The organism is Syntrophaceae bacterium, from assembly GCA_013177795.1.
Lineage (GTDB): Bacteria > Desulfobacterota > Syntrophia > Syntrophales > UBA2192 > UBA2192.
On the sequence record JABLXY010000002.1, the window covers coordinates 639,664 to 661,648 of the forward strand.

A 21,985-nucleotide genomic window follows, 5' to 3' on the forward strand; every position below is an offset into this window, starting at 1 on the left:
GTGAAGGCGGGCTTGCGGCGAATCCGCAGCGCGCCCCCTCGGTTCCGCATCCCGTCCGTCTTTCTTACGGATCTCTATCACAATCTCGCGGATGAAAGAAGAGAATGAAGAGCCCCGATGGCGCCGGAGATGGGAAAGTCGCGCATCGAGGGAAAAAGAAAGGTGCTTCGGCCTGGACCGGCAACCGATTGACGCTGGTGCCTATTCCGCTGATTCCGCCATGCGATTCCGAGCGAAGCCGCCACCTTGTTCCGGGTGAAGCCGCCATCTGCTCGGAGCGAAGCGACGCTGGTGTTTGGTGTTTCTCATAACGAGCCGGTTTGGTCAAGCCTGCTTCTATTTTCGCATGGAAGCTCCTTTCAGTTCGATTCGGTGTGCATTGTGTACGAGCCGGTCGAGGATGGCGTCGGCCAGCGTGGGATCGCCCACGTTGTCGTGCCAGAGCTCGAGGGGAAGCTGGCTGGTGACGATGGTGGAGGCGCCGCCATGGCGGTCCTCGAGGATCTCCAGGAGATCCCGACGATCGCTGTCGCTCATGGGAGCAAGCCCCAGGTCATCGACGAGCAGGACATGGACCTTGGCGATCCGGGCAAGGAGCTTGCCGTAGCTGCCGTCGGCGCGGGCCAGGGCGAGTTGCTGGAAGAGCCTCGGGCAGCGGATGTAGAGGGCGCGGTAGCCTTCGCGGCAGGCCTTGTGGGCCAGGGCGCAGGCGATGAAGGTCTTGCCCACGCCCGTGGGGCCGGTGACCAGGACGTTTCGGTGATGGCGGACCCAGTCGCAGGAGGCCAGCCCCATGAGCACGGCGCGGTCGATGCCGCGCGGCGTCCGGAAGTCGATGTCCTCGATGCAGGCCGGCAGCTTGAGCCTGGCGGCACGGAGGTATCGCTGCATCCGGGCGTTTTCCTTCCAGTCCCACTGGCGATCGACGAGCAGGCCGAAGCGCTCGGCGAAGCTCAGGGGATCGCAGGCGGGGCTCTGGAGCTGCTCCCGGAAGGCATCGGCCATGCCGTGGAGTTTCAGGGCGTGGAGTTTGTCGAGGGTCTGGTTGTGGAGCATGCGCCGTCCTTTCAGTTGTAGTATTGCTTTCCGCGGATGTTGGGGTGGATGACGGCCGGCGGCGACGGCGGCGTTTCAGGGATCGCCTGACGATCCAGCCCGGTCTTCAGGATGCTCTCGACACTGCGATAACTCAGGGCGCGGCAGGCAAGGGCACGGGCGCAGGCCGCCTCGAGCCGCTCGGGCGAGTATCGTTTTCCCAGCCTCAGGATGCCCAGGCAGCTGCGGAAGCCCTGCTCGGGGTGCCGGCGGGACTCCAGGACGGCCGTGACGAGCGCCTCGGTCATCGGCCCGGTCCGGGCGGCCCAGGTCATGATCCGTGAAGGCGACCACTCGAGATATCGCCGATGGGCCTCGGGCATGTGCGAAGGCTCGGTGGTGTGGGCGCCCCGCGCGGCGTTTCGCGGGTGCGAGGCCACGCGGCGGCCCTTGAAGAGGACCTCCACGGTGTTGGCCGTGATCCGGAGCTCCACCGGCTCTTTGACCAGTTGATAGGGCACGCTGTAGTAGTGGCGCTCGAACTCGACGTGGTAATCGATGTTGACCCGGGCCTTCTTCCATTCGGCGTACTCGTAGGGCGCCTGCGGCAGGGGCTTGAGGGCGGGACGGTCGAGGTCCTCGAAGAGGCTTCGGCGGGTGCCTTCGAGCTTCTGGAAGGGCTTCTCGTTGAGCGCGGCGAGCTTTTCGGCGATGGCGGCATTGAGCTCATGGAGGCTGAAGAAGCGGCGATGGCGAAGCGGGGCCACGATCCAGCGCTCCACCATCTGGACGGCTTCTTCCACCTTGGCCTTGTCCCGGGGGTTTCCGGCCCGGGCGGGGATGATGACCGTGCCGTAGTGCCTGGCCATGTCGCGGTAGGTGGGGTTGAGGTCGGGCTCGTAGCGGCAGGGCTTCGTGACGGCCGACTTGAGATTGTCGGGCACGGTGATCTCGGCCACGCCGCCGAAGAAGGCGAAGGCGTACCTGTGCGCCTCGATCCAGTCCGGCAGGCTCTGGCTCATCGAGGCCCGGCAGAAGGTGTAGTTGCTGGCCCCCAGGACGGCCACGAAGAGCTCGGCCGGGCTCTCCTGCCCCGTTTGCGGGTCGACGATCGACATCGTCAGGCCCGCGTAGTCCACGAGGAGCTTCTCCCCGGCCCGGTAGCTCTGGCGAAGGCAGACGTCCAGATGGCCCGCCCACTGGTGATACAGCAAACAGAACTGGCTGTACTGGTAGCCCTCGGGATGGTCCGCCTTGTACTCCAGCCACAACAGCCTCAGGGTGACGCCCTTGCGGCTCAGCTCCCGGTGGATCTGCTCCATGTCGGGAAGGGGGCGTGTCGCCGAAGCAACCGGCGGTTGCGGGGGGAACAGCAGCCGATCAAGCGCCGCATCGTCCAGCTCCGGCGACAGGGGCCAGGTGAGGCCCGCCAAAGCGGCTCGCTCCAGATACTCCCGGACGGTGCTGCGGGCGATCCGGCAGCTCGCGGCGATTTGCTGATTGGGCAGGTGCTCCTGCCGTTTGAGTCTCAGGACTTCTCGAATGGTGCGCATGGACAACCTCTCTGCCGGCATCGACGCCTCCTCGGGGTTTTTGCGGGAGGATGTACCGGCTTTACGGAGATTTATCCAGCGTCACAGCGCTCCGGACAGGGGGTGGCGGAATCGACCGGAATCGGGTGGCGGCTTCCGTCGGAATGGGGTGGCGGAATCAATCGGAATCAGGTGGCGGATTGCGTCGGAATACGCACTGGGCCTCCTGCGCCTCCAGGGCCTCCGTTTCATTGGGATTGTCGGTCCACTTTAATTCCCTTGTTCAAGTCCCACGCTGAGCTCGCCGGGGTCGAGGATCTGTCACCGGAGAAGCGGAGCACCCTGGAGAAGATAGACGCCGGGATCCGGGCGTCGATGAATGGACAGGCTCCGGCAAAGGTCAAATGCCAAGATTAACTTCGGGACCAGGACGAGGAAAAACAGAAAGAGGTGCTCGGCAGAACGAGGTGGGATCTTTGGAAGAAGGGGTCAATCGGGATGGCGGACATGGTGCACCAGAGCGGCAGGCCGCTGACCATCGAGGAATTGAGGCACAAGATTGCAAGAGGGTGATGGACCTTGACACTACATATTGTGTTTGGGGTGAAAATCGGGCTCTGCATAATTTTTCTGAGAGAGCAAAAATCGAGGCAAACCATTGATAGGAATAAAGAAAACAGAAAAGCGGCGAAGTTTACCGAACACACGTTATCTAACATTGGAAAAAACCACGATGCAAATTTGTGCTAACTGGAGTGCCCCCCTCCGGTTAGACAGCTGCGGTTAGGGTAACCGGACAGGACTTGGCGTTGTTGAACATTTCCTCGAAATCCACAGGCGGCACATACCCGAGCGAGGAGTGCAGCCGCTTGCGATTATAAACGTCCTCGATGAACGTGGGAAGACGATTCTGGACATCGGCCATCGTCCGGTACTCCCAGAGGTAGACCTCCTCGGCCTTCAGGGTCTTGATGAAGCTCTCGGCTGCCGCATTGTCGTAGGGGTTGCCTCTTCGGGCCATGCTGATCCGGAAGCCGTTGGCAAGCAACTCCTCCACGTAGTCTCGGGAGGCATACTGGACCCCGCGATCCGAGTGGTGGACGACCCCTGCCGGGGGTCTGCGACGCGTCAGGGCCATCCGGAGGGCCTCCAGGCACAGAGCCGTGTCGATATTGCGCGAGAGCGCATAGCCCACGACCCTGCGGGCAAAGAGATCCAGGATGACCGCCAGATACACAAAGCCGCTCAGGATGGCAATGTAGGTGATGTCGGCCACCCAGAGCTGGTTGGGACCCGTGACCAGCAGGTTCTGCGCGAGGTTGGGATAGACCCGATGGGCATGCTCGCTGTTGGTGGTGCGGACCCAGCGGCGCCTGGGCTTGCGCGTCAATCCCTGCTCGCGCATGACGCGAAGCACCTTCTTGTGGTTGTCCCGGAACCCTCGACGATGCATCTCCTTGGTCACCCGGCGATACCCGTAGCCGGGGAACTCCCCGATCACGGCCTCGATGCGGGCGATGAGCGCTTTCTCCCCGTCGGGTTGGCTCTTTGACTGATGGTAGTACGTGCTGCGGGGCAGGTTCATCAGCTCGCACCCCCTTTCGATGCTTTCGACGAGGCCACGATGCTCAGCGATGAACCGCCGCTTCTCTTCGACGGTGCGAGGCTTCGCTGCACGGCTTTTTTTAAAAACTCGTTCTCCAGGGTGAGCCGGCCCACCAGCTGCTCGAGCTGACGGACGCGCTCCTCCAGGGCCGCTTCGTGACTGGGAGGATTGTCAAAGCGCCCCTTGGTGTACTGATCCTTCCAGTGATACAGCAGCCCCGACGAGATCTCGTGACGGCGCATCAGCTGCGCCGCCGTGCTGACCCCGCTCAGGTACTCTTCGATCACCTGACGCTTGAAACTCGTTGCTGAAGGTTCTGCGTGGCTTCATGGCAAGATCCTTTCTCCCCCTCGTGGGGATCGGGGGTCCTGCCCGGTACTCTAACACATTTTGTCCAACTCAAGGGGTGCAGTCCAGGAACAGTCCCTTTCACTTGCACAGACCCTGTTACTTACCCTTATCCCGGTTCTTACCCCAATCCCATCCCAGACTCTTACCCCATCCCCAACTATCCCATGGGGAGAATGAAGCGGGAAAAGGATTTGCGGGCGCGGCTTGTCAAAAGTGCTTCAACGATCTTGACGGATTTCAAACATGAGAGTTATCCGTCAACGCTCCCTGGCAGGAGGCCCCTCCAATGACTTCCTGCCGGGGAGATTCCCAGATGCACAAGGCTCCTTTTTTATGTTTCCGGTTGTTGCGTTACAAGGGGGTCGCGCTACGAAATGGACTCTTTTTTTGTATTGCAGTGTCAACCTTTTTTGTCTCGTTTTGGGTAAGCAGCGGGTGATGCATTTATACATAACTTATTGAGATAACTCAATAATTAAATTTATCTTTGGTGCTTGATATGGATATTAGATTGTTACGGCTATTCACCATTTCGACAATGAGGACAATCGCAGAAATACTTTTGAATTCTTGATCCATTTGTTTGTGTTTTTGTTGATGGGTTTGATGGGTCGTTATGCTCTTTTTGTTTTTCGGCTCATTAGGGGCGATTATGACATATTCCTATGCCGGTGGTCCCTCCCTGGGTACCCCTATAAGGCACTGGCAATGGGAGGGTCCTTTTGTGAAATGTATATTAGCAAAGCAAATTGTCATATCGGGGGTAGGGGTAGATAATGGCCCTTGTCTCCCCATAGGAACTGGTGGGCATATTCAATGGCTTATGCTCTCAATCCAATACAGGCGACCTTCTTGCGTTATGTATGCATCATATTTTTGCTCTAAAGACTTTTCACCGAAATAGAACCAAGGAGGGTCATATTTTATTTTGATTTTAATTGTACCCATTAGAACCTTGGGTTTCATAATGAGAATACTGCTATTATTAAAGAAGCACTGGACTCTACCCTTCGAGAGAATTTTCGGAATTAAGGGGGTGTCCAGAAATATCGAATTAAATAGTATAATTTTTCCACCTTGTTCGTTTTCTGCTTCAAAGTGCGTCGCCTCAAAGGCCACCCTGACGTTTGTTATTGCATATTGATTCGGATTTTGGATCTCGAATGGTATAGAGAATGGATTTGATGGGTCCATCTGACTACCAGGAATAACAGCGATCGATGGGAAAAAAGAAAAATACAACCCTACTATGGTTAGGATGGGTCCAAAGAATCCCCATACCCTATTCCAAGTGGGGTAAAAACCAGTTAAAAAAAGTTGTTTTTCTGGGAGCTGTTTCTGGCTTGATTTTTGGGATTTTATCTTGGGCGTGTGTGTTTGTGATTGCCTATTTTTACCGCGTCTATTTTTTGTCATGATGGGAACACCTTATGTACCTAATATGTGCTCTTTGACAATAGACTAAGGTAATCACAACCGACCTACTCACAGGTGATTCTGGTTAGGTGCCCCTGCTATTTTCTTTTGCAGAGCACGTTGAAGATTTTTTCTTCCGTCGAATCAGGTCTAATATTATCCCATCTAATAGTGGGATATACAGTAACATAACCGGGCCGGTCTTCCTGTTCCGTTGTTACGTCCCTATAACGTTTTCTGGAACAATCCATTTCAAAATATTCCATATAGGCGTTCTTTGACACTTCATCATTGCTGGGTAGAGATGAGCCATGTGGAACTGATTTAAGAGCACGCCAATATCTTACTTTGTTACCGATCCGTTTTGCGCCCTTCAAATCGATAAAATGATAATTGTCGAATTTGGTAGGGTCACGGGTTATATAAACGTCCACTAACTTCCATTCAGCACTAAATGCAATGGAGGAATAAACCAAGAGGAGAACGCACAAAGAAAAGAAGATCGCAATACGCAAAATCATGCCCTTGCTCCGTCATGTAAAAAACTGGGCGATTTTATGGTGATTCTTTTGATGTCTTTTGGTATTTCCTGAGCAATTCTTGGATGGCTTCTTCTAAAAGGGAGTTGATAGGCTTTTCCTGGTGGACGCTGAGAATCTTCAGCTTCTTGAGAAGGTCTTTGTTGATGCGGGTGGCGAACATCTTCTTTTCTTCCATAGATAACTCCATTAACAAAGCGGCGGGGTAGAATCAATATAAAAATTGACATAGCAATATCTAACATGATAGATATAAATATAGCAATCATTCCATCAGAAAGGAGGACTGAAAATGGCTTGCATAGCCAAACGGCGAGGCCGGTATGTCATAGACTGCTATGACCAACACGGGAAGCGTTACCGGAAGACACTGAAGGCGGGGACAACCAAGAGTGTGGCGAGGAAGGAGCTGCGGGAGATCGAAGACAGGATTGCCCGCCGGTCATTCATGCATGACAAGAAAACCCCCGCCTTTTCTAAAGTGGCAGAAGATTGGCTTGAATACAAGAAGCCTCAAATAAGGATCACGACCTGGAACATGTACAGGGGGCTTTTCAAACTGCATTTCCATGACCTGATGAATTTACGCATTAGCACCATATCTGTGGCGACCATCGAGAAGTTCATCACCAAGCGACAAGCAGAGGGGATGAACCTCAACACATTGAGGCGAATCATCTGCACTCTAAACCAGATCATGGCCTATGCGGTCAGGCACAGATTCATTGAGAGCAACCCTGTCAGAGATGCCGAAAGGCCCAAGAAGCAAAACGGACAGGCATGCGGGGGAGTCAATTTCATATCCCTTTCTCCCGAACAAATCCGGTCCTTTGTGGATGCAGAAGAAGACCCCAAATATCGTGTCCTGCTGCTATTAGCGGTTATGACCGGTGCGAGGCAGGGCGAAATAATAGGCCTGAAATGGGATGATGTAGACTTTGACAGGCAGGAATTGCATATCCGCAGAACTTATAAGGCAGTCCATAATAGAAAAAGCATTTCGTTCGTTGATTGCATCTTCAGCCATGCTGAGTCTCTGATACTGGCGTTGCCCTCTACGCGACAGATGTCCATATAATTATGGACTGACTAATATCATCACGGGCATTTCTTTTTGCCCAAGACAAAAGGATCAATCCGCATAATCGATCTGCCCCCAAATGTCATACGGGAACTGAGGAAATGGAAGCTGGCTTGTCCTCCGAACGACCTGAACCTTGTATTTCCCAGTGACATGGGAACGCCCCTTGATGCCCAGAATATGATTCACCGGCATTTCAAGGTGGCCCTTCGCAGGGCGGGGTTATCGGGCATACGATTCCATGACCTCAGGCATCTTCACGCATCTTATCTGATTGAACAAGGCGAGAGCATTACTTACATCCAGCACAGGTTGGGACATGCCGACCCTTCCATTACCTTAAAGGTCTATTCTCACCTTCTTCAAAAGAACAATCCCCAAGCGATCAGTCAGCTTGAAAGCACCATTTTTGGGCAAACCGGTCACAATTTGGTCACAGAAAAACAAAAGGGATTAGCCATGCTTAGCTAACCCCTTGATTTCCCTGGAGCCGATGTGGGGATTCGAACCCCAGACCTGCTGATTACGAATCAGCTGCTCTACCGGCTGAGCTACATCGGCATGCCGTCGATTTCGGAGGGAAACTTATAGACCCATCCCCCCGTCTTTGTCAAGGCCGAAACGATCTTGACCCTTTGCAATCCCCGCATTTTCTGATAACGTTTCGGGCGCATCACCCGGGGGATTCATCCGTCATTTCCGGGATGTGAACCGACGCGAGGCGGGGCGGGCTTGCCATGGGCGCACAGAAGGGCAACGGGCTCAACTACAGAAGCTGGGTCGAGGTCGACCTGGACAACTTCACCCACAACTGGCACGAGATCCGCAAGCTCGTGGGGCCCGATGTGAAGATTCTCTCGGTGGTGAAGGCCGACGCCTACGGCCACGGGGCCATCGAGATCTCCAACGTGGCCCTGAAGAACGGCGCAACGTACCTGGGGGTCGCCAACGCCGACGAGGGCGTCCAGCTGCGCGTGGGCGGCATCGACGCGCCGATCCTGATCCTGAGCCCTTCCATGGGCCTCGAGATCGACGAGATCATCAAGTACAACCTCACCCCGTCCGTCTCGGACGTCGGCTTTGCCCGCGAGCTCCAGAAGAAGCTGAGGAAAGCCCATGCCAAGAGACCCATCCACGTCGAGGTGGACACGGGGATGGGCCGCGGCGGCACGATCCACAGCGAGGCCTTCCGGGTGATCGAGGAGATCCTCGAACTGCCCAATCTCGCCGTCGAGGGCATCTTCACGCACCTCTCCTCGAGCGAGGTCGAGGGGGACGACTACAACGAAAGGCAGTGGGGGCTCTTCAAGGCGCTGCTGAAGAAGCTCGAGGAGAACCGGATCTACATCCCCCTCAAGCACCTGGCCAACAGCGGCGGCCTGCTGAACTTCAAGCCCTTCCACCTGGACATGGTGCGGCCCGGCATCATGTCCTACGGGATCTACCCCGCCGAGAGCCTCAAGGTGAAGGCCGACCTGCTGCCCGTGATGAGCTTCAAGACGAAGGTGCTTCTCCTCAAGGAGTTCCCCAAGGGCTACGGGATCGGCTACAACCGCACCTACGTCACAAAGAAGCCCACCCGGATCGCCACGATCCCCGTGGGCTACGGCGACGGCTACGGGGTCATCATGTCCAACCAGGGCGAGGCCCTCATCCGCGGCAAGCGGGTTCCCCTCGTCGGCCGCGTTTCCATGGACATGTGCACCCTCGACGTGAGCCGCCTGCCCGAGTGCGAGGTGGGCGACGAGGTCGTGCTGCTGGGCCGGCAGGGCGACGAGTACATCCCGGCCAACGACATCGCCGCCAAGGCCCGGACGATCAGCTACGAGGTGCTCTGCGCGCTGGGCAAGCGGGCCCCGCGCGTCTTCATCCAGAAGGGCCGGGCGGACGCCGTCGAGCCGCGGCTGCGGCGCATCTTCATCCCGGACGAGGTCAAGTCGATCTCCCGGATCGACAGCGTGATCCGCCGCTGCTTCCAGACGCGGGCCCGAAGCACCGAGCTGGGCGACGCGATCTACTACGAGATGTTCGAGACGCTCTTCGGCAAGGAGGACCGGCAGCTGGAGCTGCGGACGCACTTCCGCTACGACATCAAGGTCTCCGACTTCACGGCGGCGGAGAGGGCGAAGGACGCCCAGGCGGAGAACTTCTTCAAGGTCTCGACGCACATCGAGTACACGAAGAGCCTGCGCAACTCCATCTTTCTCATCGGCTGCGCGCTCAACAACCGGCAGCTCTCGATGCTGTTCGAGGACCCGCGCTGCGAGTACCGCTGGCTGCTCACGACGCGCGACGAGACGTTCCGGGAGAGCGACTTCCGGGTGGTCCGCGTCTGCGTGGACAACGAGGCCGTCCCCATCATCCGCTCCGAGACCACGGAGCGCGGCTACGAGATCTGGTGCGGGGGCGGGGATTCGCTGCGCGGCAAGCTCAACCGCCAGGTCCGGATGAAGATCGAGATCGAGACGAAGAAGTTTCGGAGCAACAACCTCTTCTCCGTCTACCTCGTCTACCCGACGCGGGGCCTGGACATCGACTTCAACTACGAGGGGATGAACCTGAAGAACGTCCGCGAGATCAGCTTCTTCGCGGGCAAGCACCCCTACCCCGAGGTGACGAAGGAAGCGGGAAAGCGGATCCGGTTGAGGATCAGCGACGACGAGTGGATCTTCCCCAACAGCGGCGTGACGTTTCTGTGGGATCTGTGAACAGAGGCATAAGGCGCACGGCGAAGGGCAAAAGGCATGAGGCGCAATCTCATCAGCGAGCGTCCTCTCCCTCGACGGTAGAGCCTGCGTGTGAGAGTGAAAAGGTGCGCAGAATAGCCCCCCTCACCTCCATCCTCCCCTGCGCGGGGAGAGGATGACGTAGCGGGGATTTGACGGGACAGATCGAAAAGACTGAACAGACCGGACAGACGGAATGGAGAAATTACGCGTCGGCATCATCTTCGGCGGGATGTCCTCCGAGCGGGAGGTCTCCCTCAACAGCGGGCGAAACGTCTACGACAACATGGACCGGGAGCTGTTCGACCCGGTCCCGGTCTTCATGGACCCGGGCGGCCGCCTGTGGGTCCTGCCCTGGCAGCTCATCTCGCAGAACACGACGACGGACATCACGGAGCGCCTCGCGGCGGAGGCCCAACCGATCGCCTACGAGGACCTGAAACATCGGATCGACTTCGCCTTCATCGCCCTGCACGGCAAGTACGGCGACGACGGCTGCATCCAGGGCCTCCTGGAGCTGCAGCGCATCCCCTACACGGGACCGGGCATCCTGGCATCGGCCATCGGGATGGACAAGGACATCCAGCAGAAGATCCTGCGCGCAGAGGGGCTCGGGGTGCCGCGGAGCACGACCGTGGAGCAGCGGCACTGGCAGGAGGACCCCGAGGCCGTCCGGCAGCGCCTCGTCGGGGAATTCGGCCTGCCGCTGGTGACCAAGCCCGTCCGCGAGGGCTCGAGCATCGGGGTCACCGTGGTGCGCAAGCCCGAAGACCTCGACGCGGCCATGGCCACGGCCCTGCAGTGGGACCGGACGGTCCTCGTGGAGGAGTTTCTCGACGGCACCGAGTTCTCGTGCATCGTGCTCGAGGACGAGGGGGAGCCCCGGCCGCTTTCGCTCACGGAGATCCACCCGCAGAGCGAGTTCTTCACCTACGACGACAAGTACATGCCCGGCCGCTGCCGGAAGTTCACGCCGCCCAAGACGATCCCGAGGGACATCGCGGAGACGATCAAGGCGGACGTCGTGCGGGCCTACAAGGCGCTGGGCTTCCGCTGCTACGGGCGCATCGACGGCTTCGTCCTCAAGGACGGCCGCGTCCTGATCACCGACCCGAACTCCTCGTCGGGCATGGCGCCCTCGTCCTTCTTCTTCGAGCAGGCCGCCGAGCAGGGGATGCTGCCGGGCATGATCATCTCGAAGCTCATCGAGATCGGGCTGCGGATCCACCGGGAGAAGAAGGGACCCTTGTGAGCAGACCACAGAGGGATACCCCGCCCGTCCCCCTTTTCGAAAGGGTGGCAGGGGGTATTTTTCAGAAAGAAACAAACGCTCGACAGAACTTCGATTTGTAAATATAGTTCCGGCCATTAAACCAAGACGGGGGACGGCGAATGACGGCAGAGAACACGGCAAAGCTCAGGGTCGGGGTCATCATGGGGGGCGTGTCCTCGGAGAAGGAGGTCTCCCTCGAAAGTGGCCGAAACATCTTCAGCAAGATGGACCGCAAGAGGTTCGACCCCGTGCCCCTGTTCATGGACAGCCGCTGCGCCCTGTGGGAGATCCCGCTGAAGCTCCTGATGCGGAACAGCACCGCCGACATCGAGATCGACCTCGCCGAGGAGGCCCGGCCTTTCCCCTACGAGGCGCTGAAAAGCCGGGTTGATTTCGTCTACATCGGCCTGCACGGCAAGTACGGCGAGGACGGCACGCTCCAGGGGCTCCTGGAGCTGCTCGGGATTCCGTACAGCGGCTCCGGTGTCCTGGGATCGGCACTCGGGATGGACAAGTTCACGGCCCGCAAGGTCCTCGCCATGAGCGGGATTGACGTCCCGAAGTCGGTGGCGGTCGACCGGCGCGCATGGGAGGGTGCCGAGCGGGGCGAACTCCTGAAGCGCATCGAGACGGAACTCGGCTTCCCCTGCGTCGTGAAGCCCACCCGTGAGGGGTGCAGCACTGCGGTGAAGAAGGTGGTCTCCCCGGCCGGCATCCCCGACGCGCTGGCGTCGGCCTTCGAGTGGGACAACGTGGCCGTGGTGGAGGAGTTCCTCAGCGGCATGGAGGTGACCTGCGGGGTCCTCGGCAACGAAGAGCCGCGGGCGCTGACGCCCTCGGAGACGATCCCCACGCAGGAGATCCTCTCGCTCGAGGACAAGTTCCTCTATGGCCAGGGGGAGAACAAGACCCCCGCGAGAGTGCCCGCCGACATGCTGCGGAAGATCCAGGAAACGGCCGTCCGGGCCTACAAGGCCCTCGGGCTCCGGGCCTACTCGCGCATCGACATGTTCGTCTGTGACGGGCGGGTCATCGTGCTGGAGCCCAACACCCTTCCCGGCATGACGCCGTCGACGGTCCTGTTTCACCAGGCCGCCGCCGAGGGGCTGAGCCAGACGGATCTCATCACGCGGGTCATCGAGTTGTCCCTCGAGGCGCACCGCAGCAAGAAGGGGCCGCTGTAAACGGGCACCTTTCCCCGTGCTTCGTGACGTCGAACATCCTGACTTCGTGTGCGAAATCCAGCGGGCGCGATAAAGAAAAAACCTCACGGTTTCGACGGGTTGTCTCGACGGCACCACAGGCTTGACAAAGAGAGGAAAATTTTTATATTACGGTCGAACTCTTGAAGTTTGCATGGGAGGCGTCTGTCTGTCATGTACTTCAGCCCCCTCCAGGTTTCCAGGATCAAAGGGGTGTTCGGTCAGGCGGAGCGGCTTGCCGGCCGCTATTTTCACCTGACCGACGAGCAGATGAGAGCCCAGCGCTACGACCTGAAGACGCTTGCCCATCTGGAGTCGCACGAGGTCGACGATAAGGCCTTCGCGCATCTCTGCAAATATTCGATCCGTAAAGAGGAGCAGGCCGAAAAGCCCAGGACGTACGACCTGTACCGGATCTGCCTGCAGGACAACCGGATCCTGAGCGCCATCGAGAGGGCCCACTCCTTCATCCGTCTCGAGTCGCTCATGCTCTACATCGCCGTGCACGAACTGGTGCACGTGATCCGGTTTGCGAGCGGCCTGGCCGACTTCGAGGCCCCGCACGCCGAGAGGCTGCAGGAGGAGAGGAAAGTCGACAAGATCACGCGGACGGTGCTCGACCCCGTCGCCGACAAGGACATGAGTCTCGTGCTCGATTGCTTCAGCAGCCGCTACAGCCTGCTGGAATCCTATAACTGACGCCGTTTCGAGCCGGCCGAGTTTTTTCAGGAGGGTTTCATCATGCCGATCTACGAATACCGCTGCAGGAAATGTAACCGGGAGTTCGAGGAGGTGCAGTCGATCACGGCCCCCGAGCTGAAGAGCTGCAAGTTCTGCAAGGGTCCCGTGACGAAGCTGATGTCGGTTTCCTCGTTCCACCTGAAGGGAAGCGGGTGGTACGTGACGGATTACGGCGGGCGGAAGGCGCCGTCGAGCGAGACGGCCCACAAGAGCGAGACGGCCGCGAAGAGCGACGCCGCGTCGGAGGGGTCCTCCTCGGCGGGCACGCCGGCGGCGGGCGATAAGTCCTGACCCAACCCGCACCCCGCGGCAGCGAGGCGGCCTCCCGGAAGGGGGGCCGCCTTATTTTTTGTCCAGCACCTGCCGGATCGTCATGGACAGGTCGCTGATGCTGAACGGCTTCTGGATGAAGGCCTGGCAGCCCTTCTCGAGGATGGCCTTCGCCTGCTCGTTCTTGCTGTAGCCGCTCGAGAGGATCACCCGGACGTCGTCGTTGATCTTTCGCAGGCTGTCGTAGGTGGCCTCGCCGTCCATCCCGGGCATGATCATGTCCAGGATGACGAGGCCGATCTTGCCCTGGAGCTTGCGGTAGATCTCGATTGCCTCCTGGCCGCTCCTGGCGGCCACGACCTTGTAGCCCAGCGACTCGAGGATCTCCCGGTTGACGTCGATGATCACGTCCTCGTCGTCCACGAAGAGGATCGTCTCGCTGCCTTCCAGGAGCCCCTTGGGCGGCACCGTCTCCTTGACGGCCGCCTTGTCCGTGGCCGGCAAAAAGATGTTGAAGGTCGTCCCCTCGCCCTCCTCGCTGTAGATGTTGATGATCCCCTGGTGGCCGCGGATGATGCCGTAGGCCGAGGCCAGCCCCAAGCCGCGCCCCCGCCCCATCTCCCGGGTGGTGAAGAAGGGCTCGAAGATCCGCTCCTTGGTCCGCTCGTCGATCCCCATCCCCGTGTCCGTCACGGAAACCATGACGTAGTTGCCGGGCTTGACCTTGTAGTTGCGGACGTAGGCCTCGTCGAGGGTGACGTTGCGCGTCTTGATGGTCAATTCGCCGCCCTGCGGCATGGCCTGCTGGGCGTTGACGTAGAGGTTCACGAGGACCTGCTCGATCTGCACCTGGTCGATCTCGACGGCCCAGAGGTCGCTCTCGAGGGACTTGCGGATGGTGATGTCCTTGCGGGTCTGCCCGAAGGCGGTCGAGGTCTTCTCGATGATGTCGTTGAGGTTGCAGGGCTTGACCTCGTAGCGCCCGCCGCTGGAAAAGGCCAGCAGCTGGTTCGTCAGCTCGGAGCCGCTCTTGACCTGTTTTTCGATCCGCTTGAGCCGGCTGTAGGCCGGGTGATCGGCCTTGGTCTCCGAGAGCATCAGGGCCGTGTAGCCCTGGATGCCCATGAGGATGTTGTTGAAGGCGTGCGCGATCCCGCCCGCGAGGGTGGCCACGGCCTCCATGTTCTGCGCGTGGAACAGCTCGGCCTCCATCTTCTTGAGGTCCGTGATGTCCTCGTAGGTCATGAGCTGCCTGCCGTTGCCGAGGACCACCATCCGGGAGTGGATGATCCGGTCCGAGCCCCCCCGGACGCGGACCGTCACGACGCGCTCGCCCACCTTGCCGCTCTTCGTGAAATTCTCGAGGTCCTCGCGGTAGAAGTACCGCACCAGGTCGCGGTAGGAGGGGTTCGGGAAGACCCGCTTCAAGAACGTCTCGCTGTCGGGGATGTCCTCGATGGTGTAGCCGAAGATCTCCGTGAAGCGGGGGTTGAGGTACTCGAACACCCCGTCGGGCCTCGACAGGGCGATGCCCACGGGGGAGTTGTCCGAGAGGATGCGGAAGCGCTCCTCGCTCTCGATGAGGGCGTACTCGATGCGCTTGCGGTCCGTGATGTCGGTGAGCATGACCATGGCCCGGCGCTCGTCGATGCGCGCAGCCCGGAACTCGAGGACCTTGACTGCACCGTCCCGGCAGGTGACGCGGAAGACCCGGGCGCTGCCCCTGACGTTGGCGGCCATGTCGGACTTCCAGGTCTCGATGACCTTCCGGCGGTATTCCGCGTCGGGGAAAGCCTTCCTCAGCCAGTCCTTCCCCGTGGGGATGTCCTCGAGGGCGTAACCCGTCACCCGGACGAACTCGGGGTTGACGTAGAGGAACTTCCCCTTGTCGTCAAGCAGCAGGACACCGTAGGGCGATTTCTGGATGATGGTCCCGAAGGTTTCCCGCTCGTTCTGCAGCGTCCGCTCCAGTTCGGCGATGCGCTTCTTCAGGGCCGCCAGGTCCTGGGCGGGTTCGTCCTTTTGCTTGTCCTTGACCATGCCTCTCCTCTCCCCCCGCTGCTTCTCCGGCCTTCTTACCCTCTCACCCTCCCGCCTTCTTTCAAGCACTTCCGAACGAACGCCGCCATCGCCTCGAGCACCTCATCCCGCGCCTCGGCGTGGGGGGTGTGACCGCAGCGGACGATCATCGGTTCCGCCCGCCCGGAGACCTGCCGCTCGATGGCCTGGACCTGGGCCGGCGTGCCGTACGGGTCATCGATGCCCTGGATGATCAGGACGGGGCAGCGCACGCCGGGCAGGCACTCCTCGATGTTCCAGTCCCGGAAAGCCGGCGAAAGCCACGTGTCGGCCCAGCCGTGAAAGACGAGGTCCGTCTTGTCCCCGTGGTAGCGCGCGAGCCGCCTGCCGAGGTCCGTTTTCGCGTAGGCCTCGACGGCCTCGCGGATCCCCGCCAGGGTGACCTCCTCCACGAACACGTGGGCCGCCTCGGTGATGACGGCGCGAACCCGGCCGGGATGCCTCGACGCGTGGATCAGCGCGATCGACCCCCCGTCGCTGTGGCCCACGTGGATCGCCTCGCCCACGCGGCACGCCTCGAGGACGGCCGGCAATGCAACGAGCGCCTCGTCGTGGAGGTATCCCGTACCGCGGGGCAGGGTGAAGGGCTCCGACCGGCCGTACCCCCAGCGGTCGTAGACCAGGGCCGGCAGGCCCGTTCTCTCGCTCAGGAGTGACGGGAAGTCACGCCACTGGCCGATGCTGCCCAACCCCTCGTGCAGGAAGACGAGGGTCGTCCCGTCTGCGCCCGGGTCGACGGGCCGGGGCTCGATCCATTCGGCGTGGAGCCGGTGCCCGGCAGCGTCGATCGGGAAGGACTTCCTGGAGACGCCCATGATTCGAGGCTCCTGTCAACAGGATACGCATCCGGAAACGGCACGCCGCCCGCCCGGCGACGGGTTGCAAGCGCCCTCCATCTTACATTTCCTGGTCATGGGGTCAAGGCCCTTTTTATCGTCCTTGACGCGTCATCGGCCCGCCGCTAGACTCCCACAGAAGTGACGGGGGAGGGGCAGCGGAACGGGACGCCATCGGGGAACCGGGCGATGGGTTCAGAAGATCCGGGTCGGTGATCATGATGCCAACCGAGCAGAAGAGAGCCGGGAAGATCCTCGTGGCCATGAGCGGCGGGGTGGACAGTTCCGTGGCGGCCCTTCTCCTGGCCGAGCGGGGCCTTGACATCGCGGGACTCACGCTTTTCAGGCAGGACGAGGGGCAGGCGGGCTACGGCCCGAGGGCAGTGGAGGATGCGGCAAGGGTCTGCCGCGTGCTCGGCATTCCCCACCACGCGGTTGATTTCGGCAAAGACCTGGAGCGGCTCGTCATCGAGCCCTTCCTGGCGGAGTACCGGCGGGGGAGGACCCCGAATCCCTGCGTGCTGTGCAACCGGGACATCAAGTTCGGGCTGGTGCTCGAGAAGGCCCGGCAGCTCGGTTACGGCAGCCTGGCGACGGGTCACTACGCACGGGTCGTCACGCGGGATGGAAAGCCGGCCCTGGCCGTGCCGAAGGACCGCAGGAAGGACCAGACCTACTTTCTCTGGCGGGTCAGGCGGGAGGCCCTCGGGCGCATCCATTTCCCTCTCGGGGAATTCACGAAGCAGGAGGTCCGGGAACTGGCCGGGCGTGCACGGCTGCCCGTCTCGCATCGGGAGGAAAGCCAGGACATCTGCTTCATCCCCCGGGGGGGGATCGGGACGTTCCTCGAGGCCCGCCTTCACGGCATGGGTCCCGGCCGGATCGTGGACAGCGGGGGTCGTGTCGTGGGCACGCACCGGGGCATCGCTCACTACACGGTCGGCCAGCGGGCGCGGCTGTCGGCCGGGCGGGGGGAGCTTCTCTACGTCCTGGCCATCGAGCCGTCGGAAAACCTCGTCGTGGTGGGCCCGAGGGAGCGCCTGCGCTCGGGGGGGCTCGAGGCGGATGAGCCGAACCTCCTGGCCGATGCCCTGCCGGCCGCGGCGCATGCCAAGATCCGCTATGCGCACAGGCCGGCGCCGTGCCGGGTCGAATCGGGCCCCGGCACCCTTGCGGTCGTCTTCGACGAGCCGCAGGAGGCCGTGACGCCGGGCCAGTCGGTTGTCCTGTACAGCGGCGGGACCGTCCTCGGCGGCGCGACGATCCGCAGGGCCCTTGAGGGGTGCGAACCGCCGTATTGATTCTTTTGCGCCTTGGGGGTACATTGAGGCAAAACCATTAAAGAAAATGAGGGATTCGTTCGATAACCCCCATTGAGGCCTTACTCTTGACCCACAGGGAGAGACAACCATGAGAAAGCACCCCGCGAGACTGTTGGCTGCCGTCCTCGTTTCGGCATGGGCCCTGGTCCTGTTGATGCCTGGCGACACCCCGGCCCAGCTCTACCGCTACACCGACAAGGACGGCAGGATTGTCATCACCGACAACCCGCCTCCGGGCGTGCGCGGCGAGACCATCGACGAATCGGACCTCGCCCCTTCCGAGAGGACCACGAGGCCCGCTCCCGAGGCGCAAGGCGCAGCACCGATGCCTGTGCCGGGAAGCCGTGACCAGGCGGCCCCCATGCCCCGGCCGGGCGTCCGCGACCAGGCCGCGCAGCCCGAAGGGGCAGGCGACGCGGAGATGAAAAAGGCCGCCGACGATGAAATCCGCAAACAGCAGGAGGAGGCGCAGCGGAAGCTGCGGGAGCAGCAGCAGGAAAGGCAGCGCCGCCTCGAAGAGGCCGACCGGCTGGAACGGGAGGCCAGGAAGCCCATCATCCCGACCCAGGAGAACATCAACCGGCAGCGCAAGCTGATGGAGGAGGCCGAGCGGCTCAGGCAGATGCCGTAGGGGCAGGCTAAAGGCACGAGGCAAGGGGAATCAAGCGCAGGAGAGGGGACAGGTGGCAGTTGCCAGGCCCGCGTTGAGAGTTTGTTTGTCGTGTTTGTGGGTGCTTTGCATTTCCCTGTTGAGTGTCCTCGTGCACAAAGCGGCCGACGCGCAGACGATCTACAAGTACACCGACCGGGACGGGACCGTTGTGCTCACGGACAGGCCCCCGAAGGGGGTGCAGGCCCAGCCCGTCGTGTCGGGGAAACCGGCCGCCGCGCCTGCGCCGGAAGCCGTGGAACAGGCGGGACCGCAGCTCCCTCCCGGTGCCGTGACGGCCGAGGAGGCCATCCGGCAGAGGGACCGGCAGCTCGACGAGGTGGTCAGGACGGTGAAGGAGCGGGACCGGGAGAGGGAACTCGAGAGGCAGCGGCGGCTCCAGGAAGCGGAGCGCCTCGAGGCCCAGGCCCGCGAGCCCATGCCCGCGACGAGGGAGAACCGCCAGCGCCAGTTCGAGCTCCTCCAGGAGGCCCAGAGGCTCAGGCAGGGGGATTGACCGTTCAGGGCATCACCGGACGATGATTTTCCCCTTCGGCGACGCGATCACTTCACCCACCACGGCCGCATCCCGGATCCCGGCCTCGCGCATGCGCCGGACAAGCGTTTCCGCATCCCCTGCCGGCAGGGCGATGAGAAGGCCGCCCGCGGTCTGCGGGTCGAAGAGGATCTCCAGCAGCCAATCCGGGCAAGACGGTTCGACGTCGATCATCGGCATCCGGAAGTTCTTGTTGCGGTAGAGCCCGCCCGGCACGTAGCCGCTTTCCACGAGTTCCCGCACCCCCTCGAAGTAGGGGACGGCCGAGGCGTTGATCTTCAGCCCCACGTCGCTTCCCTCGATCATCTCGCAGGCATGCCCCAGCATGCCGAACCCCGTCACGTCCGTGCAGGCGTGGATGACGGGCATCTGCGTCATCAGCTCGGCGGCCGTGCGGTTCAGGGTCGTCATGGCCCGGACGGCCTGTTCGACGAGGGCCGGGGCGGCCTCCTCCCCCTTGATTGCCGTGCTGACGATGCCCGTGCCGAGCGCCTTGGTCAGGATCAGTTTGTCTCCCGGCCGGCCCCCGCGGTTGCGCAGGACCCGGTCGGGGTGGATGACGCCCGTCACGGAGAGGCCGTATTTCGGCTCGTCGTCCTCCACGCTGTGGCCCCCGACGAGCACGACGCCCGCCTCGGTCATCTTGTCCAGCCCGCCGCGCAGGATGGCCTGCAGGACCGACATGTCGAGCTTCTTCGGGGGGAAGCAGATGATGTTCAGGGCCGTGATCGGCCTGCCGCCCATGGCATAGACGTCGGAGAGGGAGTTCGTCGCGGCGATCTGCCCGAAGGTGTAGGGGTCGTCGACGATGGGCGTGAAGAAGTCGACCGTCTGGATGATGGCCAGGTCGTCGCGCAGTCGGTAGACGCCCGCGTCCTCGTTGCCCTCGAGGCCGACGATCAGGTTGGGATCCTTGATGACGGGGAGCCCCTCCAGGGCTCTGCTCAGGTCCTCCGGACCGATCTTGCACGCTCAGCCGGCCCCGTGGACCATCTCCGTCAGGCGGATCTTCTTCTCCGTCGTCACGATGCGCTCCTTTCCGCTCTTTCGACTTGCGCCTGCCGCGCCCACTCGTCGAGGTGATCGGCAAAGACCCGGGGCAGGGCCTCGATGACCTGCCGGATCCGCGTCGCCGGCGTGGCCCCGGCGTAGAGCCCGGCCGTGCGGTTCGCCCGGACGGCGATGCGGGCCGCCGTGACCTCGCCGTACCCGGCGTGGACGAGGGCCCCCACCATCCCGCTGATCGTGTCCCCCGTTCCCCCGATGGCCTCGAGGGCCGGCACGTCCGGCTCGGACAGGGTGTCGAGGATCCTGCCGTCCTGCGCGATGTGGTCCGTCGCGCCCTTGACGACGAGTGTCCGGGCGGCGCTCCCGCTGGCGTAGGCGGCCGCGACCATCTCGGGGATGCGCGAGCTGTCCCACTCGAAGAGGTGCCGGCTCACGTAGGCGGGGTGGGTGGCCTGCGGGTCCGCCAGGAAGGCCAGCTCCGAGAGGTCCGGCGTGAAGAGGTCGAACTCGCGGGCGATCCCCGCCGCCTTGGCGGCGTACATGGCCGCCGCGTCGGCGATCATGAAGGGACGCCGCGGCGCCTTCGAGGCCGACTCGCTGACCCTGCGCATGAGCCCCATGATGGGCAGCATGTAATGCAGCAGGAGAACCCGGGGGGCCAGGCGGGGCAGATCGGCAATCAGGCGCTCGTAGAGCTGCCGGCTGCCCTTGCCGGACCCGTCGTCGCCCGCGAGCAGCACCCGGGGCGGGGGCTGATCCAGGTATTCCAGCGTCTTGCAGGCGGCGCTCACCAGGGCCGCCGTGCCCTGCGTGCAGGGGACTTCGGCGCTGCCGATGCGCAGGAGGTCCCCGTCGAGCCTCGCATCACCCTCGGTCAGGGGCAGCGTCTTGAGCGGGGCGGTCCCGCAGACGAGCAGCATGGCCTCACCCGTTGCCGTTCTTCCGGATTTCGAGCGACTGCTCGTAGGCGCGGTCCAGCATGAGGGCGCAGAGCGTGCGGCCCAGCGCTTTCGGCCGCGGGGCCTGCTCCAGCGGCAAGCCCAGCATCTCGGCGTGCAGGTAGGGGATGTCGGGGCATCCGCCGCCCGAGATGTTCAGCACGACGCCCGATGCCTTGTCGAAGGTCAGCTTCATGTTGCCCGCCTTGACCATGACGGCCTCGCCGAAGTCGGTCACCTTGACGACCTGCAGCAGCTCCGCGTCGCCCCGCATGGGCAAAATGTCCAGGAAGGAGGCCTTGCGCTCCTGCAGCGCCCGCTCGACGGCCGGCTTTTCCACGAGATTGATCTCGAGTGCCAGGTCACAGCCCCGGCGCAGCTCGGGCGGGGGCGCCACGAGACGGTTTTCGATTTCGGCCGCCTTCAGGGCCCGCTCGCCGCCCATGGCCTCTTCCACGCTCTCGAACAGGACGAGCCCGCCGCCCTCGAAACCGTTCTTTTTGCCGGACTTGAAAAACATGGATCGTCGACTTCCTTCCCAAATAAATCGGAGCCTGTCCCGCAGGGAAGGCCCCGGTTGGCTCCTGCTTATACTACGTTTTGATTTCGATGACAATATCGGGCCCTTCCTCGCGGACCGCGGCCTGCATCCTGTGCCGCTTTGCCAGGCGAAGGACGTTTTCCTTGGACACCTCGTTGTCGACGAGGACCTCCAGGCTCTCCGCGCCTGCCTCGATGGCCTTGCTCGTCAGCACGACGGGCTGGGGGCAGGAAAGGCCGCGGGCATCGATTCGCGTTGCGCTCATGACGGTCTCCTTTCGGCGA

Annotated in this window: 22 protein-coding genes, 1 tRNA gene and 1 pseudogene; 11 read left to right on the forward strand and 13 right to left on the reverse strand. The window is 61.7% G+C overall.

Going from position 1 to position 21,985, the window contains the following annotated elements:
* Positions 1–336 precede the first annotated feature (336 nt).
* The 6 genes and pseudogenes from HPY67_08030 to HPY67_08055 form a co-directional block, all read right to left on the reverse strand.
* Positions 337–1,056: an ATP-binding protein gene (locus tag HPY67_08030; GenBank protein ID NPV04665.1), complete on the reverse strand. Its 720-nt coding sequence runs from the start codon at positions 1,054–1,056 to the stop codon at positions 337–339.
* Positions 1,057–1,067: 11 nt separating this feature from the next.
* Positions 1,068–2,609, reverse strand: a complete 1,542-nt coding sequence (locus HPY67_08035) for an IS21 family transposase (GenBank protein ID NPV04666.1) — start codon at positions 2,607–2,609, stop codon at positions 1,068–1,070.
* 727 nt (positions 2,610–3,336) lie between these two features.
* Positions 3,337–4,260, reverse strand: a pseudogene (locus HPY67_08040) (IS3 family transposase).
* Positions 4,152–4,460 (reverse strand): transposase, encoded by a 309-nt coding sequence (locus HPY67_08045; protein NPV04667.1) that lies wholly within the window; start codon positions 4,458–4,460, stop codon positions 4,152–4,154. The pseudogene HPY67_08040 and the gene HPY67_08045 overlap by 109 nt, the downstream one beginning before the upstream one ends.
* An 877-nt stretch (positions 4,461–5,337) precedes the next feature.
* Positions 5,338–5,940 carry a hypothetical protein gene (locus HPY67_08050; GenBank protein ID NPV04668.1) on the reverse strand — a complete coding sequence of 201 codons (603 nt, stop codon included), beginning with the start codon at positions 5,938–5,940 and terminating at the stop codon, positions 5,338–5,340.
* A gap of 555 nt (positions 5,941–6,495) precedes the next feature.
* Positions 6,496–6,657, reverse strand: coding sequence for a ribbon-helix-helix domain-containing protein (locus HPY67_08055; protein ID NPV04669.1), 162 nt, complete (start codon positions 6,655–6,657; stop codon positions 6,496–6,498).
* 114 nt (positions 6,658–6,771) lie between these two features.
* Here HPY67_08055 and HPY67_08060 point away from each other — a divergent pair, with 114 nt between their 5' ends.
* Both HPY67_08060 and HPY67_08065 read left to right on the forward strand, forming a co-directional pair.
* The gene (locus HPY67_08060) at positions 6,772–7,557 is read left to right on the forward strand and encodes a tyrosine-type recombinase/integrase (GenBank protein NPV04670.1); all 786 of its coding nucleotides are present in this window, start codon (positions 6,772–6,774) and stop codon (positions 7,555–7,557) included.
* Between the two features lie 36 nt (positions 7,558–7,593).
* A complete protein-coding gene (locus tag HPY67_08065; GenBank protein NPV04671.1) occupies positions 7,594–8,031 on the forward strand; it encodes a site-specific integrase in 438 nt (145 codons plus the stop codon).
* A gap of 14 nt (positions 8,032–8,045) precedes the next feature.
* On the opposite strand, the gene HPY67_08070 is transcribed toward HPY67_08065, so the two are convergent.
* Positions 8,046–8,121 (reverse strand) — tRNA-Thr (locus HPY67_08070).
* Between the two features lie 176 nt (positions 8,122–8,297).
* Here HPY67_08070 and alr point away from each other — a divergent pair.
* From alr to HPY67_08095, 5 genes are all read left to right on the forward strand, one after another.
* Entirely contained in the window at positions 8,298–10,268 is a 1,971-nt protein-coding gene (gene alr / locus HPY67_08075; protein ID NPV04672.1) for an alanine racemase, read from the forward strand.
* Between the two features lie 214 nt (positions 10,269–10,482).
* A complete protein-coding gene (locus HPY67_08080; GenBank protein ID NPV04673.1) occupies positions 10,483–11,538 on the forward strand; it encodes a D-alanine--D-alanine ligase in 1,056 nt (351 codons plus the stop codon).
* A gap of 140 nt (positions 11,539–11,678) precedes the next feature.
* Positions 11,679–12,743: a D-alanine--D-alanine ligase gene (locus tag HPY67_08085; GenBank protein NPV04674.1), complete on the forward strand. Its 1,065-nt coding sequence runs from the start codon at positions 11,679–11,681 to the stop codon at positions 12,741–12,743.
* 192 nt (positions 12,744–12,935) lie between these two features.
* A complete protein-coding gene (locus HPY67_08090; GenBank protein ID NPV04675.1) occupies positions 12,936–13,460 on the forward strand; it encodes a hypothetical protein in 525 nt (174 codons plus the stop codon).
* Positions 13,461–13,502: 42 nt separating this feature from the next.
* A complete protein-coding gene (locus HPY67_08095) occupies positions 13,503–13,793 on the forward strand; it encodes a zinc ribbon domain-containing protein (protein NPV04676.1) in 291 nt (96 codons plus the stop codon).
* Between the two features lie 51 nt (positions 13,794–13,844).
* Here the strand turns inward: HPY67_08095 and HPY67_08100 are convergent, their stop codons facing one another.
* Positions 13,845–15,812, reverse strand: coding sequence for a PAS domain S-box protein (locus HPY67_08100; GenBank protein ID NPV04677.1), 1,968 nt, complete (start codon positions 15,810–15,812; stop codon positions 13,845–13,847).
* A 35-nt stretch (positions 15,813–15,847) separates the two neighbouring features.
* Positions 15,848–16,666 (reverse strand): alpha/beta hydrolase, encoded by an 819-nt coding sequence (locus HPY67_08105; GenBank protein ID NPV04678.1) that lies wholly within the window; start codon positions 16,664–16,666, stop codon positions 15,848–15,850.
* Positions 16,667–16,908: 242 nt separating this feature from the next.
* Between HPY67_08105 and mnmA the strand changes: the two genes are divergently transcribed.
* From mnmA to HPY67_08125, 4 genes are all read left to right on the forward strand, one after another.
* Positions 16,909–17,988 (forward strand): tRNA 2-thiouridine(34) synthase MnmA, encoded by a 1,080-nt coding sequence (mnmA, locus tag HPY67_08110; GenBank protein ID NPV04679.1) that lies wholly within the window; start codon positions 16,909–16,911, stop codon positions 17,986–17,988.
* A 109-nt stretch (positions 17,989–18,097) separates the two neighbouring features.
* Entirely contained in the window at positions 18,098–18,640 is a 543-nt protein-coding gene (locus HPY67_08115; protein NPV04680.1) for a DUF4124 domain-containing protein, read from the forward strand.
* Positions 18,641–18,669: 29 nt separating this feature from the next.
* Positions 18,670–18,717: a hypothetical protein gene (locus HPY67_08120; protein NPV04681.1), complete on the forward strand. Its 48-nt coding sequence runs from the start codon at positions 18,670–18,672 to the stop codon at positions 18,715–18,717.
* A 53-nt stretch (positions 18,718–18,770) separates the two neighbouring features.
* Positions 18,771–19,175, forward strand: a complete 405-nt coding sequence (locus tag HPY67_08125) for a DUF4124 domain-containing protein (protein ID NPV04682.1) — start codon at positions 18,771–18,773, stop codon at positions 19,173–19,175.
* Between the two features lie 12 nt (positions 19,176–19,187).
* On the opposite strand, the gene selD is transcribed toward HPY67_08125, so the two are convergent.
* The 4 genes from selD to HPY67_08145 form a co-directional block, all read right to left on the reverse strand.
* Positions 19,188–20,177: a selenide, water dikinase SelD gene (gene selD, locus HPY67_08130; protein ID NPV04683.1), complete on the reverse strand. Its 990-nt coding sequence runs from the start codon at positions 20,175–20,177 to the stop codon at positions 19,188–19,190.
* A gap of 59 nt (positions 20,178–20,236) precedes the next feature.
* Positions 20,237–21,142: a sugar kinase gene (locus HPY67_08135; GenBank protein NPV04684.1), complete on the reverse strand. Its 906-nt coding sequence runs from the start codon at positions 21,140–21,142 to the stop codon at positions 20,237–20,239.
* Between the two features lie 4 nt (positions 21,143–21,146).
* The gene (locus tag HPY67_08140) at positions 21,147–21,680 is read right to left on the reverse strand and encodes a DUF3343 domain-containing protein (GenBank protein NPV04685.1); all 534 of its coding nucleotides are present in this window, start codon (positions 21,678–21,680) and stop codon (positions 21,147–21,149) included.
* Between the two features lie 73 nt (positions 21,681–21,753).
* On the reverse strand, positions 21,754–21,966 hold the full coding sequence (locus HPY67_08145) for a preprotein translocase subunit TatB (GenBank protein NPV04686.1): 213 nt from the start codon (positions 21,964–21,966) through the stop codon (positions 21,754–21,756).
* Positions 21,967–21,985: the final 19 nt, after the last annotated feature.